We start from the raw sequence: 15713 nt of genomic DNA, 5'->3' as shown, positions 1-15713 counted from the left end.
TGAGTGTATAATAGGAGTAAGCTAATTCCAATGAGAAGGGATGTTAAAATAATGAGTTATCTTTATATTAAGCAAAAAGTATTTAGTCTTGGCGGTAAATTCACAGTCAAAGATGAACGGCAAAATGATAAATATTTTGTTGAAGGTAGTGTGTTTTCAATGAAAAAAAGCTTCGTGATTCGTGATACACAAGATAATGAAATAGCAACTATTACGAAAAAAATGTTCAGTTTGCATCCCACGTTTTATGTCGCTGTAGAGGGTGAGAAAGAAATTATTATCAAGAAGGCATTAACTTTGTTCAAAACGCGTTATCACATTGAAGCGGAAGGTCTTGAAATCAATGGGGATTGGTGGGAGCGTAACTTTGATGTTCTGCGTGATGGACAAAGAGTGGCAAGCGTGAGAAAGAAGTTGCTGAGTTGGGGTGACACGTTTGAAGTCGAAATTAAAGATGAGCGTTTAGAACATACGATTATTGCGTTAGTGATTGCGATTGATTATGTAGAAGACTCAGAGTCCCATTCTCATAATGGTTCTAACAATTAATTAGAGGAGTGGCAGGATGCGTTATCTACGAAGTTTTCAATTGTCTGCTAAAAAAATGAAGGCGTGTACTATCTATCCGTACAATATTCTAGCCAATAAGCGTTCAGAAGTTCTCGTATTTGATACGGTCACAATATTATATGGCACTAACGGTTCTGGTAAATCGACGCTGTTAAATATCCTGGCACAAAAGTTAGGGATACCAGGTGCAGAACCACCCAAACAAGGAGGTAGCGTTGATTATTTTGCCAACTATGTGAATGAGAGTCAGATTAGTTTCGAGCTTGATGAAGTGACTAATCGTGATTTTAATATACCTGCAAACAGTCGTTATATCAAAAGTGAAGATATCTTATATGAGATAAAAAAGATACAGCAAGAAGCTATTTTGCGTGAAGGTTATTTCTATGAACGTGGTAAGCTTGGTGAGACGAAAGCAGAGCGTTCAGAGCATCTCGAAACATATGAGATGAAGAAAAGTATTGATAGGCTCAGTTTCTCTCAAGAAAAATATTCAAACGGTGAAACAGCAAAACATATATATGAAGATTTTATTGAACCCGAGGGTATTTATTTGTTAGATGAGCCAGAAGCATCCTTGTCACCTGAAAACCAGTTGAAACTAGTTGATTTTATTGCTGATGCTGCACGGTTTTTAAACTGTCAATTTATTATTGCAACACATTCACCTTTTTTACTAGGTGGATTGGAAAGTACCATTTATCAATTAGATTTACCGGGATTGCATACATGTGACTGGACAGCATTAGAAAATGTTCAAACCTATCAGCGCTTCTTTGCAAAACATAGCACTTCTTTCAACAATGCAAACTAAAAATTAATAAGGGGTTATGAAATGGCATTAGTGAAGGATATTTATTCAGAAGTTTTTTTGGAGACAATCATGTCAGCAATTTTAGAGTATGATGCGACCTTTAACCAGGCGCTCTTTCAACAAAAAATAGAAGCAAAAGGTTGGGAAGAATTAACGTTAATGGGTCGAGTGGACCGGTTTTCAAGTGCTTTGCATGAGAGTTTGGAAAACAAAGACCTGACAGTTGTTGGACCATTATTGTTACACATACAAGAAACAGGTAAAGGCCTAGCTTACATCTTTTTACCTGATTACGTGGCGAAATACGGTCAAAATAATGTGCCAGTAGCGCTACAATTACTTGAGCAATTAACAAGCGGTTCGACAGGTGAATTTGCAATCCGTGCCTTTCTAACAAATCATTACGAAGAAACAATGACGAAAATGAAGATTTGGTCACAACATCCAACTGATGAACATGTCCGTCGTTTAGCCAGCGAGGGATGTCGTACGCGTTTACCATGGGCAAAAAAAGTGCCGGGATTAGTAGATCAAACAGCTGATATTATCACTATTTTAAAACAACTAAAAGATGATGAGTCACTTTATGTACGAAAAAGCGTGGCTAATAATATTAATGACTTGAGCAAAGACCACCCACAGCTGGTGATAGAATTGATGGGTGAATGGCATAGTAACGCATCAGCAGAAGTCATGTGGCTCATACGTAAAGGGTTAAGAACATTGCTGAAAGAAGGTCAGTCAGATGTGTTGGCACTGTTAGATTATGCAGCTGCTTCTGACATGACACTCACGGATGTTGTATTTAATGTTGATCGTATTGCAGTTAGTTTGGGCGAGACATCAACGTTTACGTATTCATTCGACGCATTAGCAAGTGAAAAAACAACCGTACGACTTCTATTAGAAGTGGATTTTGTAAAAAAACATGGAACTTCTACTAAACGTTTCTTTTTAAGTGAAAAGAAAATAACGCCACTAATGAAGACTTATGGCGGTGAGAAAAATTACGTTTGGAAAAACTTAACGACGCGTCAACATTATACAGGAACGTATGTTTTTCGTTTAGTATTAAACGGTGAGATCATTGGTGAAACAACTGTTGATTTCAGTATTTAAATTGTAGAGGAGTGATACTCAATGCAAGTTACGCGAGAGCAACAGCAGGAATGGGCGGCGCTTAAATACGATGTGATGGCGCATTCCCAAAGAGAGTACAACGCCATACGGCAGTTGTTTAAAGGTAATGAATGGAGCGAAGAGAAAGAAGGTTCCTATCGTCGATTGATTCAGAACGCTTATGAAACGGTTCCTACAAGAGGTTCATTGTTAAATGCATATCAACATGTGTGGGGCTATTTCAAACGCATAGCAACACCTGAGGAGCTCGTACGTTACCGTGAATTGAGTGAGCATTTTTCACCCACCACGGATGAGTTATTGCCCTTTTTACGTGCGTTAACAGTGAAGTATCAAATGAAGTATTTATTGAATTCAAATTTATTATTCCCAACAAAAAAAACTGACTCTTAATGTCAGTTTTTTGTTTTTTAAGAGGTGAAGGCGCTTATCACGAGTACAGCATTATGGCCACCAAAGCCAAAACTATTGCTGAGGCCATGTGTGAGGGGTTTCGTTATTAATTTGTCACTCAAATTAAGTTCGCCTTCGTGATGATCCGAACGATAATTGCGGGTAGGTGTTATTTCATTATTTGCGAGCATTTTAGCAAGAGCGATAGCTTCGAAGGCACCAGCAGCACCGAATAAATGCCCGGTCATCGATTTGTTGGCAGTAACAGGAATATGTGCTAACTCCTCTTTGAAGAGCTTATGTAAAGAGGCAGCTTCGATAGCATCACCAAGAGGGGTGCTTGTAGCATGGGCGCTGATGACATCAATATCTTTTGGTTGTAAATGGGCATCAGCTAATGCCAAGGTCATCGCACGATAAGCACCATCGCCAGTTGGTTCAGGTGCAACAAGATGATGAGCATCGGTTGTGGTGCCATAACCTGTTATCTCCGCATAGATGTTGGCGCCGCGAGCATTGGCATGACTGAGACTTTCTAAAATAAGAACAGCACCGCCTTCTCCCATTACAAAACCATCACGAGCATCGTCAAACGGACGGCTGGCAGCTTCTGGTGTTTCTGTATAAGCAGAAGAAAGTGCGCGAGCGTTTGCAAAACCAGCAAAAGCAACAGGCACCATTGAAGCCTCGCTTCCTCCAGCAAACGCAGCGTCAATATAACCAGCTTTAATCTGACGATAAGCCTCACCAATTGCCGTATTTCCTGTAGCACAGGCCGAAACAGGCGCGTAAGAAGGACCTTTAGCATTAAACGCGATACTTATATTGCCCGTGGCAGCATTAGGCATAATCATCGGTACAAAAGAAGGACTCACACGACGAGGACCTCTTGTGTTGTAGAGCTCAATATTGTTAATCAATGTTTCTATTCCGCCAATCCCCGATCCAACAAAGGTGCCCAAACGATAAGAATCACAGTTGTTTTCAATTCCTGAATCGTCAAACGCTTGCTGTGCTGCTTCGAGTGCGAAAAAGGCAAATCTATCTAAGCGTCGTCGCTCTTTAACTGTAATAGAGCTGTGTGAATAAGGATCATTAATGACACCGCCAATTAATGCTGTCTGCGCGTCACTATTTTGTAATTTTTGAATCCCCGATTTTCCTGCACGTAAATTGTGATAACTTTCATCAACTGTATAACCAAGCGGGGAAATCATTCCCATGCCTGTAATGACAACACGTTCTTGCATAATTATCCAACCCTTCATTTATCTAAGATAATGCTAGTATAGCAAGCTGTTATATCCTATGACAGAACTGTATTTATGGTAGGATAAAAAGTAATAGGCTAATAAAAGGGAGTGTATCAAAATGGAAGCGGAAACAAGATTAAAAGAACTTTCAACTTTTTTAACAAACAAACGGGCATCATTGTCACCAGAAGCAGTCGGTTTACCTTTAGGAGGGCAAAGACGTCGTGTTATTGGTTTAAGACGTGAGGAAGTCGCAATGCTTGCTGGTGTGAGCACAAGTTGGTACACACGATTTGAACAAGGGAAAAATATACAGCTATCAGTTGATACAGTACGTGCCATTGCCAATGTATTACAACTAACACCTGAAGAAAATAATTATTTACTCTCGCTAGCGGTACACTACCAATATGAGGCAGTCGCACCGACACAACCTGCTACCACCCATAAACACAAAGATGTACATAAAGTAGTGCAGGCAATTAGTGACTATCCCGTATTAGTCACTGATCGCTATTTGAACATTGTAGATTGGAATGATGCTGCAACACGATTGCTGATTGATTTTCAACAATTGAAGGTAACCGAACGTAATTTGATTGATGTGATTTTTACAAAAAGGGCAATTCGTCGTTTGGCACTCAATTGGACGGAATTAGCTACACAATTTGTGGCGATTTTTAAAGGTAATTACGGCAAATATACCGCTGATCCACAATACGGCATTTTTATTCAGGCACTCGAAGCAAAAAGTGAAACATTTAAAAAAATGTGGCATGCCAATACGATTAATCGTGACCCAGACTTACAATTAATCTTTAATTTACCAGGGATAGGGAGCGTGGCTTACCAACTCACATCATTAGAGACAACAGATGTGGGAAGTGAATACAGGCTGAGCATTTTTGTGCCAATCGTAAGTGAAAGTTAAAGTTTGACAAGGTTAAGACGGTGACGTAAACTGTTTATAAAGAACCTTTATAAAGTCAGGGAGGCGTCAAAATGAATCAAAGAGAACGCATGATAGCAGGTCTGCCGTATATCGCAAATAAAGATGCAAGTTTAGTAAAAGAACGCGATGAACTAAAAATAAAAGTACATAAGTATAATCAACTATTACCCACGCAACGTGAGGAGTTATCGAAAGGGATCAAAGCTATTTTTGGTAATACGGGCGAAGCGATTACAGTCAAACAACCGTTTCGCTGTGATTACGGTGCAAATATTTCGGTAGGTGAAAACTTCTACGCCAACTATAACTGCACGATTTTAGATGTGGGTCCTGTCACTATTGGATCAAACGTACAATTTGCTCCGAATGTATCGCTGTTCACAGCCGGGCACCCTGTTCATCCGACATCGCGTAATTCTGGTTATGAATATGGCATTGCCATTACTATCGGTGATAATGTATGGATTGGTGGTAATACAGTTGTTAATCCTGGTGTAACAATCGGTGAAAATACGGTCATCGGATCAGGCAGTGTGGTAACGAAAGATATTCCCGCCAATGTTATTGCCGTGGGAAACCCTTGTCGTGTATTCCGTGCAATTACAGAAGAAGATCGTGATTATTATTATAAAAACCAACGTTTTGATGTGACGGATTACTAACCACAAATTAAGGGGGAAAAACGATGAAGATTGATCATATTGCTTTATATGTATTGGATTTAGAAAAAATGCGTATGTTTTATCAAACTTATTTCCACGGTGTTGCGGGCGAAAAATATCACAATCCAAAAACAGGATTACAAACCTACTTTTTATCTTTTGAAGAAGGTGCGCGTCTCGAATTAATGACACGACCAGAAAATAAGCCTGAAGAAAGCAGCTTATACAGAGTAGGTTGGACGCATTTAGCTGTCAACGTAGGAAGTAAAGAAAAGGTGAATCAGCTCACTGAACAGTTAGAAAACGAGGGGTATGAAGTCGTGAGTCAACCACGTACAACAGGTGACGGTTATTATGAAAGTTGTATTAAAGATCCAGAAGGAAATCAAATTGAAATAACTATTTAACAAAGCAGTAGAGAATATAAAAGAGGTGTAGACATGAAAATTGGCGATGCGAGACTGATGAAAAAACTCAACGTCAATACGGTGCGTAAAATATTGAAAGCAAAAAAGACGATGACAAAGCCGGAATTATCTGAAATAAGCGGCTTGAGTGTTGTCACAATTAATGCGATTATTCAAGAATTGGTGGATAGTCAGGAAGTATTAAAATTAAAAGAAACACAATCTACAGCGGGACGTAAAGCAACTTTATATGCATACAATGGTGAGTTTGAATTATTTTTAACGGTGTGTTTATCCCAAGAAAAAGAAAATGAAGTGGTTGATATAGTCGTAGGAAATGCTTTTGGCGAGGCAATAGTTGAAGAACGTAAGGAAGTTCAGCAGCTAACACTGTCGTTTTTAATAGAAGCATTAGCGCCATATGTTGCGCGTTACTCTACTTTGAAATTAATCAGCGTAGGGATTCCAGGACAAGAAATCAATGGCAGATTAACAATGATTGATTTTGAAAAACTACTGGATGTTCAATTAGAAAAAACATTGACTGAACGGTTTCAATTACCTGTTATATTAGAAAATGATATTAATGCGGCAATTATTGGTTTTTGTACTAGTGAAAAATTCTTACAGAGTGAGTCTGTCGTTGGTCTATATTACCCGGATTCAAACCCGCCAGGGGCAGGGATTTATCTTAATGGTAAATTGATAAAAGGTAAGAATGGTCTCGCGGGAGAAATTAAGTATTTGCCTGTCAAACAAAATTGGGAATCGGTTGTAACTGCGACAGATATCGAAGAAAATATCATTCAGTCGGCACAATCATTAGTCAGTATGTATGACCCGCATCATGTCGTTGTTTTTGGTACACATGCAACTGTTGCTGTGAAGCAAAAAATAGAAGAGCGAATTGAAGCGGTTTTTCCAGCAGTTGAAAAAACAACAGTCACAGTGCGGCAAGGTTTTTATGCCTACTATGTTTATGGGATGATTTGTTTATCGCTGCAACGCTTAAATACACAATATGAAGTATCATTACCATTCTCATTCAAATAACTCACTATATAAATAAATCTGCAGTCAACTCTTGATACAAGGCATCTAGTTCAGTATCGGAAATGTGTGCTTGCGTTTGAGACCAATCGCTGATAGTGAAAATCGTACGGACGAGTTGTTGTGCCAATAATTGTTGTGGCACACTGATCGTTTTATTTTCAAGGTACAAAAAGGCTTCAGTGACTAATTGTTTTTCAGCATAACGGGTAATTAATGAGGGTGCGAGTGGATCATGAGTTTGTGCGGTTATTAATAATTGTAAATCAGAATTTTTAAAGAAAGTATTCGATACACTAAAAGGTGACGTGAATTTAGTTTGTATTGAAAGCCGTTCATAATCAGCTAAAAGTTGCTGTATACCAAAGTTAAATAAATCAAATTTATCGTTAAAATGGTAATAGAATGAGGTATGGTGAATCGCACATGCTTCGCAAATTGCTCGGATAGATAGCTTTGAAAAAGGTGTTTTTTGTTCAGTTAATAAACGATAAGTGGTTTTCCAAATGGTTAATTTCATGATTTTCCTCCAAAGACCGACACTGATATAACATTGTCGGATGATGTCGTTATCCTTTCTAGAGTATACTATATTTATTAGTAATAAATGAAAGGCGGATGGTTATGAAAAGAAAAGTTATTCTTTATATTGCGGTGAGCATTGATGGTTTTATCGCAGATACACAAGGCGGTATTGATTTTTTAGGTGAGGTAACGGTGGATAAACCAGTCAGTGATGATTCTTATGAACGGTTTTATGAAACAATTGATACCGTTGTAATGGGGCGAACAACCTATCAACAAGTTGTGGAAGAACTTTCGCCAGATCATTACCCCTACGAAGGGGCAAAGTCCTATGTTTTAACAACGCAACAACATTTAAAAGCAAAGGAAGGCGTGCAATTTGTCAATGCATCGGTCGTATCGCTGATTGAACGATTATTAGCTGAAGAAGGTGGCGATATTTGGTTGGTCGGTGGCGCTAGCCTAATAGCACCGCTCATCAAAGCAGATTTAATTGATGAGTACAACCTCACAACTGTTCCTGTTATTTTAGGACAAGGAATCTCTTTGTTTGAAGGAAACAGCACAAAACGTCATTTGAAATTAAAAGAAATTACAGCTGTCAATGGTATGAGTAGCCAAGTTTATACGCGCTAAAGTAGTTATAAAAAGCCTAAAACATTTAATATTGTTTTAGGCTTTTTGCTGCCTTATTAAGGGGGACTTATTTATATGAATCCTATTTATGATGACGTTGACGATTTAAATCACACAAGTGGCAGAAAATGTTGATTAAAAATGATGGTTCACAGAATAGTGGGGTTAACTAACTTTTCAGAGGAATTACTTTTAAGGCAAATGCTCTATAACCCTCACAAAAAAACATGCAAGACTACTCAGAAAGAAGTATACTTATAAGTGCGAGTCAAATCGGTAAAGTGAAAGGAAGACGACGATGAATAATAATGATATACTGTTGCGTTTACGTTACGCACTAGACATCAAAGATACAGACATGGTTGAAATGTTTCGACTAGCAGGTGTTGAATTAACTTTGCAAGAAGTAAAAGACATGCTAACAAAACAAGAATACTTAATGACGAGTGAAGATGATGGTAATGTTTATGTGAAATCGTGTGACAATGCAATGATCGACTCATTTTTCAATGGTTTTATAACGTTTAAACGAGGGCGTAAAGATGACCAACCATTACCCCCTCAACAAAAAAGCAAAGAAATTCGTCACATCAACAATCTTTTGTTGAAGAAAGTTAAAATTGCTTTATCATTAACGAGCGATGATATGCTGGAAATTTTAGATGATGCAGGTGTTTACTTATCTAAAGGCGAATTAAGTGCAGTTTTACGTAAGGATGATCACCGTAATTTTAAACAATGCGGCGATAAATTTGCGCGTAACTTCCTAAAAGGTTTAGCTTTACGTTACCGCAATTAGATTTCAGCCACTTTGTCACATGTTGACAGGTGGTTTTTATTTTGACATATTACTGTGACATTGCTCCCTTAAGATAAGGTTAACAAGTAAATCTTAAGGAGTGAGTTGAAATGGAAAAACAAAAAAATATAAAAAAAAGATATATTATTATAGGATTTTTAGTCTGTTTAGTGGGAATAATAACGATAGGGTTACTGAGTCAGCCAGAGGAGAAAGCAGCGATTGACTGGGAAGAACGTTATAATACAAGATATCAAACAAAATTCATTGAAGATATTTCTAAACAAGCACAAAAATTAGAGGATGAAACATCTCTTTCAGCAAGTATTACAATTGCACAAGCTATCTTAGAGTCAGATTGGGGTCGCAGTGAATTAGCGCTAAAAAGTAACAACCTCTTTGGTATAAAAGGCGAAACGATTAAAATGACAACCGATGAATATGAAGAGGGCGAACGCATTACAATAGTTGATAATTTTAAAGTCTATGATTCGATTGCTGATTCTGTGTTGGACCATGCGGAATTTTTAGAGGGTGGTACATACAGTGGGTTAGAGAAAAGTAAAAATTATCGTGAATCAGCCTATATTTTGCAAGAGGGTGGTTATGCGACCGATCCAAAATATGCCGAAAAAATAATTGAAATAATTGAACAGTACAGTTTATTTAAATACGATCGTCCGCGGTGAGAGGAGTATTAAGAATGAAAATTTTAGTAGTCGATGATAGTCCAGAAATGGTCACAATACTAACAGCTTATTTGAAAAAAGCACATTTTGAAGTGTATACTGCTTTGAATGGTAGGGATGCTTTAGCGATATTAGAAACAGAAAAAATCGATTTACTAATTGTCGATTGGATGATGCCAGAAATGGATGGCATTGAAATTATTCAAACAATTAAACAAGTTGCTGATTTGAAAATTATGATGTTAACAGCGAAAAGCGAAATTACAGATGAGGTTGAGTCGTTAACAGTCGGTGCCGATGAATTCATTCGTAAACCATTTGATCCACAAGTGTTACTTTTAAGAATTAAAAGATTGCTCGGTATTGATGAACTACATCATGTGGGTGACTTAGTTGTAGATATGAAAAATCATCGTGTTTGGAAGGATAGGGTTGAACTTCAGCTTACGAAAAAAGAATACGAGTTGCTCAACGTCTTGTTGTTAAATCGTGGGCGAAACGTCACGCGTGAACAGTTGATTGATAATGTTTGGGGTTTAGATTATGAGGGTGTCGACCGTACAGTTGATACTCATATTCGTCGTTTGCGAGAAAAAATTGGAGCCGATACTATAACGACGCGACGAGGATTGGGGTATTGTATTGAAAAATAAAATTAGTATCAAAATGGCGTTGTTTTTTTCAGCGATTATTGTGGTCTGTTTTGCGGTCATGTATACCGTTAATAGTTATGTTGCGCCACGTTATTATCATTGGCAGATGGAAAATAAAATCAGTGCGATGATGGCGGATATTTCTGAAAAACCCAAAGCCTTAAGAACAGAAAAATGGTTACAAGAGCAAAAAGAGCAGCAACAGGTAGTAATCGTTAGAGTGCCCATCGTAGAGGAAAATAATGATGCTTTTAATGAGCGAGTGTCGTTTGAATTAACCAGAAACAGAGTTGCGCTCAATCGATTTTGGATAACGGAGGATACGTTAGAAAAACTCAAGGGAAATCCTGAAACAATTCAGAAAGAATACAATCAAGATAAACAAAAAGCGAGTTTTCTTGTGCAGTTGAAAGTGTTGGATAATCAACTTTACGTGGTAGGTGTTTCGACCGTTCACTTTTCCGAAACCAGTGCAGTGATGAACCGTTTTAATGGCGTTACGTTACTGTTAACGTTACTAGTGATAATCAGTTTAGTGTTTATTGCCGCACGAAAAATGGTGCAACCCTTGATTGAATTGAAAGAAGTAACGGGTAAGATTGCCGAGTTTGATTTCGTGAAAATGACTCATATTACGACGGATGAAATTGGAGATCTTTCAAAAAATATTAATCGAATGAGTACAAATTTACAGCTCTATCAGCAACAACTGGTGGCGCATAATACACAATTGAAGCAATTGATAGCTGATTTGACACATGAATTAAAAACGCCCATTGCCCTTATTGGTGCTTACTCAGCAGGAATAAAAGATGGTCTAGATGATGGGGCCTATTTAACCGTTATTCAAGAACAAAACAACCGTTTGAATGACATTGTTAATCGGATGCTAAAACTTTCACAACTCGAGCAACGTGAAATTAAACGTGAAGCCGTGAGCATCAATAAACTCTGGTCAGAGACCGTGAACGAAAGCACACCTGCATTAAATTTAACACAACATCAATTGCAGACAATCGGGCTCGAAAAAGAAACCGTTATTTTTGCTGAGGCAGAAGTGCTGCGTTTATTATTTGATAATATCGTAAGCAATAGCCTGAAATATGCGAGTAGTAAAATAATCACTGCGACGTGGTCGCAAACAACTACTGATGTAACACTGGTGTTAAGCAATCAAACAACATTATCTGAGGATTTCCCCATCAATAAATTATGGGACGCCTTTTATACGCATGAGCCTTCTCGTAACGAAGCGCTTTCTGGTACAGGTTTAGGTTTGGCAATTGTTGCGGCGATTAGTGAGGCACACGGTTATCGTACAAAAATAGCGATTGTTGACGGACACTTCTCCTTTATTTTACACTTACCCATTAAGGCGTAGGTGTATCCTCTTGGACATACGTTGTCAACTGATCAATCAATTTAGCATAATAAGGATCTTCGAGTTGTCGTGGGCGATGAATTAATGAAAAATGTCGCGTGTAGTGATCGGGTAAGTAAGTGAACGGTATTGTTAAACGATGTATATATCTTTCAGACAATAAAGCATTGCCCATGTTCAGATGAAGTAAATGAATGATGGCATCGTTATTATTGACGGTGAGAATATGCTCAGGTACGATTCTATTCGTGTCGAAATAATTTTGTGTTGCAAATAACAAACCAGAACCTTGTTCACGAATAATCCAATGATTAAGATCGGGTGCGGTTGTAATTTTAATGAGGCGGTCTTGACACAACAAGCGACTTTTTAGATGATGAGAGAAGATAGTTTTTTCTACAAAGCCGAGGTCACATTGCGAATTTTCCATTAAAGCGGCGACTTCATCTGAATTACAAATGGTGAGCGTTACTTGCAACTGTGGATAATCATGCGCAATTTCCGCTAAAATTTTCGGAAGAACTTCAGTGCCAATTGTTAATGAGGCAGCTAAATGGAGACGCTGATGATAACTTTCTTCATTTTGAAGGGCACGTTTTTCCTGTTCCCAATTGGCTAACAATTCAATCGCTTTAGGGTAAAAAATCTGCGCTGCTTGGCAAGGATAAACAGCCTTATTACTTGTGCGAATAAATAATAAGGTATCGAGTTCGTCTTCAAGTTTTTTGATATGACCCGAAATTGTAGGTTGTGTTAAAAATAATAAATCGGCTGCTTTTGTAAAGCTCTCTTGCTCGTATACTGCGATGAATGTTTTGAGTAATTTAAACATCTAACCCCTCCTATAGAGAAAATTTATCAATTGCATAAAAAATAACGATTTCCTTTATTAATCATACTATTGTAAGATAGGATATGTAAAGAAATGATATAAGAATTTTTCAAGGGAAGAAAAGGGGCGTCAATGTTATGAAACACTTTTTAGCAGGTATTCCTTTACCGATGGCTGGTTTGGCTTTAGCTGTATGTTCGTTAGGTAATTTATTTAAGTTATGGGGCAACCCTCTGATAGGGAATGGTTTAGCAATTATAGGTGGAGTGATGGTTTTTATATTAGTATTGAAACTATTGATACACCCAGGTCATGTACGGTCAGATTTTAATAATCCAATAATCGTTGCTGTAACACCCACATTTACGATGGCAATAATGATTTTAGCAACCTATATAGAACCGCTCGCTGGTTGGCATCTTGTAGCTCAAATTTTGTGGTTAGTAGCTGTTGTACTACACATTGGTTTAATGACCTATTTTACAGCACGATTTGTTTTTCCTTGGCATATTGGGAAAATATATCCTAGTTGGTTTGTGATGTATGTTGGTATTGGCGTAATCCCCGTTACCAGCTTGAATTTTTACCCAACACTAGGAAAAACCTTTTTATGGATTGCACTAGCTCTGTATGTAATCGTGTTACCAATTGTATTTAAACGTGTCTATTGGCACAAAAAAATGCCAGAAGCAACACTCCCGTTGATCGGTATTATTGCTGCACCGGCTTCATTATGTCTAGCAGGATGTATCACGATTTATGGTGGAGAAATTCGTTGGTTGGCGATTGCATTGCTTTGTTTAGCTCAAGCTTTGTATGTGTTTGTATTACTGCAAATACCACGTGTACTACGTCTATCGTTTTATCCAAGTTATGCTGCGTTGACATTCCCGATGGTAATATCAGCAACAGCATTAACATTAAGTGCAAAACAATTACCACAACTACAATTTTTACATGTGGCGGGAATCATTGAAACAGTTATTGCCTGTGCAATGGTACTGTATGTCATCATTCATTACATTGTCTTTTTGAACACTCATATGATGAAACGAGAAGCTTAAGCTGTTTATCAAATATAGCTAAACGAACTGGTTTTGTTTTAAACACAAAAAGGAGTAAACTCTTGAGTTTACTCCTTTTTTAGTGCAGCTATCTTGTGTTACATAGCGTTAACAATATTTTTAGTGTGTGTTTTGTTTGGCAAAAATGCGGCCCATTTCTTTTAATAATTCTGGTGCATCTGTTTGGTCCATAACGACTTCAATCCATTGTAAGCGTGTTGTATCAGCTTTCGCGGTTACAAGTGCTTCAGCTAACTCTGTTTCAGTCGTTACTTTATAAGTCGCTACATTTTGGTCCGTGCCACCAAAAACAGTTGGGAGCTGAGCATAGTCCCATGTAGGGATATCATTATAACGCTCATTAGGCCCATGGATTTCACGCTCAACAGTATACCCATTGTTGTTAATAACAAAAATAAGTGGTGTTAATTTTGCACGTAATGCCATTCCGAGTTCTTGAATGGTAAGTTGTAACGAACCATCTCCGATAAAGAGAAGATGGCGTTTGCTTCTAGCAGCAAGTTGACTTCCAAGTGCTGCAGGGAAAGTATAACCAATTGAACCCCAGAGTGGTTGCCCAATTAAACGCATATCTTTTTTAAACTGAGTGTTTGTAATACCGAAAAAAGAGGTTCCTTGTTCAGCAACAATGGTGTCGTTTTGTTTGAAATTGGTTTCAATCGCTTCCCAAAAACGATTTTGTGTTAAGAGCGTATCAGTCGCAATGAATTCTTTAGTAGAAGGCATTGTTTTTAACGCTGCACTTGTTTCCATACGATAATCAATCGTAGTTAACGCTTCAATGAGTTCTTTGAAGTCATTTGAAGGATAATCTTGTCCGAAAACAGTTGTTGTTTCAGGATGAATAGCGATGATTTTAGAAGCACTGAAACTTTGACTGAAACCACTGGTTGCAGTATCCGTTAGTTGCGCACCCAGTAAAATAACAAGGTCAGCATTATCTACGTAAGTTTTTAAGGGTTCTGCTGTTAAAGCCCCTGAATAGATACCAACAAATTGTGGGTGTGTTTCATCGATACTACTTTTTCCTAAAGAAAGAGCAGCAACAGGAACAGTTGTATGCGCAGCAATTTTAGCGACAGTATCTTCTAAATGATAACTTTGGATTTCATGTCCCGTAATAAAAACAGGTTGTTTTGCCGAAGAAAAGGCTGTTTGGATTTTTTCTAACAGAGTACTATCGATTGGCGATGTCACTTTTAGCTGTAATTTTTTTTGTGCTTTTTCTGCAGGAGCAGCTGCAACATCAATAGGTAAATTGATATAACCAGGACGACGTAATGATAAGGCTGTTGTAAGCACACGATCAATTTCAGAAGTCGCATTTTGGATGGTTAAATGAGCACTTGCAACGGTCACCGCATCATGCATTTTTTCAAAGTGTAAGAAATCGCCATCTCCTAGCGTATGATGGACTAATTTCTTATCGGTTTGTACTGTAGATACGGGCGAACCGACTATTTCAATCACGGGAACACGTTCAGCGAAGCTACCAGCTAACCCATTGATAGCACTAAGTTCACCCACACCGAAAGTTGTCACTAAAGCAGCGAAACCTTTTGTACGAGCATAACCATCTGCTGCATAAGCAGCATTTAATTCATTGGCATTTCCGACCCAAGATAACTGTGGGTGAGCAGTAATATGATCTAGGAAAGTGAGATTGTAATCACCAGGAACACCAAAAATATCTTCAACGCCTAATTCGTTTAAACGATCTAATAAATAATCGCCAATTGTATACATGTCTATCTCCTCCTAATATTCTATTTCAATTACACTATAGCCCTATCGGTATAATAAGTCAACTTGATTGACCTATAATTCAATTTTCTGAAATATGCTATAATTAACACATTATTATGGCGGGAA

18 protein-coding genes are annotated in these 15713 nt (G+C 37.9%); 14 read left to right on the top strand and 4 right to left on the bottom strand.

From position 1 onward, the window contains the following. The first annotated feature begins 51 nt into the window (after nucleotides 1–51). Genes V6S17_RS11755 through V6S17_RS11740 form a run of 4 tightly spaced genes read left to right on the top strand, consistent with a single transcriptional unit; the run spans nucleotide 52 to nucleotide 2917 of the window. Complete coding sequence (locus V6S17_RS11755) at nucleotides 52–549, top strand: LURP-one-related/scramblase family protein (RefSeq protein ID WP_029091063.1); 498 nt, start codon at nucleotides 52–54, stop codon at nucleotides 547–549. Nucleotides 550–565: 16 nt separating this feature from the next. Beyond that, the gene (locus V6S17_RS11750) at nucleotides 566–1384 is read left to right on the top strand and encodes an AAA family ATPase (protein WP_029091064.1); all 819 of its coding nucleotides are present in this window, start codon (nucleotides 566–568) and stop codon (nucleotides 1382–1384) included. A 21-nt stretch (nucleotides 1385–1405) separates the two neighbouring features. Then, nucleotides 1406–2503 carry a DNA alkylation repair protein gene (locus tag V6S17_RS11745; RefSeq protein ID WP_029091065.1) on the top strand — a complete coding sequence of 366 codons (1098 nt, stop codon included), beginning with the start codon at nucleotides 1406–1408 and terminating at the stop codon, nucleotides 2501–2503. A 21-nt stretch (nucleotides 2504–2524) separates the two neighbouring features. After that, nucleotides 2525–2917 (top strand): YbgA family protein, encoded by a 393-nt coding sequence (locus V6S17_RS11740; RefSeq protein ID WP_029091066.1) that lies wholly within the window; start codon nucleotides 2525–2527, stop codon nucleotides 2915–2917. A 17-nt stretch (nucleotides 2918–2934) separates the two neighbouring features. Here V6S17_RS11740 and V6S17_RS11735 read toward each other — a convergent pair whose 3' ends face one another. Then, on the bottom strand, nucleotides 2935–4167 hold the full coding sequence (locus V6S17_RS11735; protein ID WP_036027023.1) for a beta-ketoacyl-[acyl-carrier-protein] synthase family protein: 1233 nt from the start codon (nucleotides 4165–4167) through the stop codon (nucleotides 2935–2937). Between the two features lie 121 nt (nucleotides 4168–4288). Between V6S17_RS11735 and V6S17_RS11730 the strand changes: the two genes are divergently transcribed. From V6S17_RS11730 to V6S17_RS11715, 4 genes are all read left to right on the top strand, one after another. Next, entirely contained in the window at nucleotides 4289–5101 is an 813-nt protein-coding gene (locus V6S17_RS11730; protein WP_036027049.1) for a helix-turn-helix domain-containing protein, read from the top strand. Nucleotides 5102–5172: 71 nt separating this feature from the next. Then, on the top strand, nucleotides 5173–5784 hold the full coding sequence (locus tag V6S17_RS11725; RefSeq protein WP_029091068.1) for a sugar O-acetyltransferase: 612 nt from the start codon (nucleotides 5173–5175) through the stop codon (nucleotides 5782–5784). 23 nt (nucleotides 5785–5807) lie between these two features. Beyond that, a complete protein-coding gene (locus V6S17_RS11720) occupies nucleotides 5808–6191 on the top strand; it encodes a VOC family protein (protein ID WP_029091069.1) in 384 nt (127 codons plus the stop codon). A 33-nt stretch (nucleotides 6192–6224) separates the two neighbouring features. Beyond that, nucleotides 6225–7244, top strand: a complete 1020-nt coding sequence (locus V6S17_RS11715) for an ROK family protein (RefSeq protein ID WP_029091070.1) — start codon at nucleotides 6225–6227, stop codon at nucleotides 7242–7244. Between the two features lie 4 nt (nucleotides 7245–7248). Here the strand turns inward: V6S17_RS11715 and V6S17_RS11710 are convergent, their stop codons facing one another. After that, nucleotides 7249–7761, bottom strand: a complete 513-nt coding sequence (locus V6S17_RS11710) for a TetR/AcrR family transcriptional regulator (RefSeq protein ID WP_029091071.1) — start codon at nucleotides 7759–7761, stop codon at nucleotides 7249–7251. Between the two features lie 104 nt (nucleotides 7762–7865). Between V6S17_RS11710 and V6S17_RS11705 the strand changes: the two genes are divergently transcribed. The 5 genes from V6S17_RS11705 to V6S17_RS11685 all read left to right on the top strand — a co-directional run bounded on the left by V6S17_RS11705 (nucleotide 7866) and on the right by V6S17_RS11685 (nucleotide 11924). Next, complete coding sequence (locus tag V6S17_RS11705; protein WP_036027026.1) at nucleotides 7866–8402, top strand: dihydrofolate reductase family protein; 537 nt, start codon at nucleotides 7866–7868, stop codon at nucleotides 8400–8402. 298 nt (nucleotides 8403–8700) lie between these two features. Next, on the top strand, nucleotides 8701–9201 hold the full coding sequence (locus V6S17_RS11700; RefSeq protein WP_029091073.1) for a DUF1456 family protein: 501 nt from the start codon (nucleotides 8701–8703) through the stop codon (nucleotides 9199–9201). 110 nt (nucleotides 9202–9311) lie between these two features. Further along, entirely contained in the window at nucleotides 9312–9890 is a 579-nt protein-coding gene (locus V6S17_RS11695) for a glycoside hydrolase family 73 protein (protein ID WP_029091074.1), read from the top strand. Between the two features lie 14 nt (nucleotides 9891–9904). After that, complete coding sequence (locus tag V6S17_RS11690; RefSeq protein WP_029091075.1) at nucleotides 9905–10543, top strand: response regulator transcription factor; 639 nt, start codon at nucleotides 9905–9907, stop codon at nucleotides 10541–10543. After that, nucleotides 10533–11924 (top strand): sensor histidine kinase, encoded by a 1392-nt coding sequence (locus tag V6S17_RS11685; RefSeq protein ID WP_051457146.1) that lies wholly within the window; start codon nucleotides 10533–10535, stop codon nucleotides 11922–11924. The genes V6S17_RS11690 and V6S17_RS11685 overlap by 11 nt, the downstream gene beginning before the upstream one ends. On the opposite strand, the gene V6S17_RS11680 is transcribed toward V6S17_RS11685, so the two are convergent. Then, nucleotides 11914–12756 carry a LysR family transcriptional regulator gene (locus tag V6S17_RS11680; protein WP_029091076.1) on the bottom strand — a complete coding sequence of 281 codons (843 nt, stop codon included), beginning with the start codon at nucleotides 12754–12756 and terminating at the stop codon, nucleotides 11914–11916. The two genes, V6S17_RS11685 and V6S17_RS11680, sit on opposite strands and share 11 nt — an antisense overlap. Before the next feature lie 137 nt (nucleotides 12757–12893). Here V6S17_RS11680 and V6S17_RS11675 point away from each other — a divergent pair, with 137 nt between their 5' ends. Further along, the gene (locus V6S17_RS11675; protein WP_029091077.1) at nucleotides 12894–13820 is read left to right on the top strand and encodes a TDT family transporter; all 927 of its coding nucleotides are present in this window, start codon (nucleotides 12894–12896) and stop codon (nucleotides 13818–13820) included. 120 nt (nucleotides 13821–13940) lie between these two features. On the opposite strand, the gene V6S17_RS11670 is transcribed toward V6S17_RS11675, so the two are convergent. Continuing rightward, nucleotides 13941–15587 carry an alpha-keto acid decarboxylase family protein gene (locus V6S17_RS11670; RefSeq protein WP_029091078.1) on the bottom strand — a complete coding sequence of 549 codons (1647 nt, stop codon included), beginning with the start codon at nucleotides 15585–15587 and terminating at the stop codon, nucleotides 13941–13943. Nucleotides 15588–15713: the final 126 nt, after the last annotated feature.

This window comes from Brochothrix thermosphacta DSM 20171 = FSL F6-1036 (assembly GCF_036884295.1).
Lineage (GTDB): Bacteria > Bacillota > Bacilli > Lactobacillales > Listeriaceae > Brochothrix > Brochothrix thermosphacta.
This window is presented reverse-complemented; position numbering and strand designations above follow the sequence as displayed.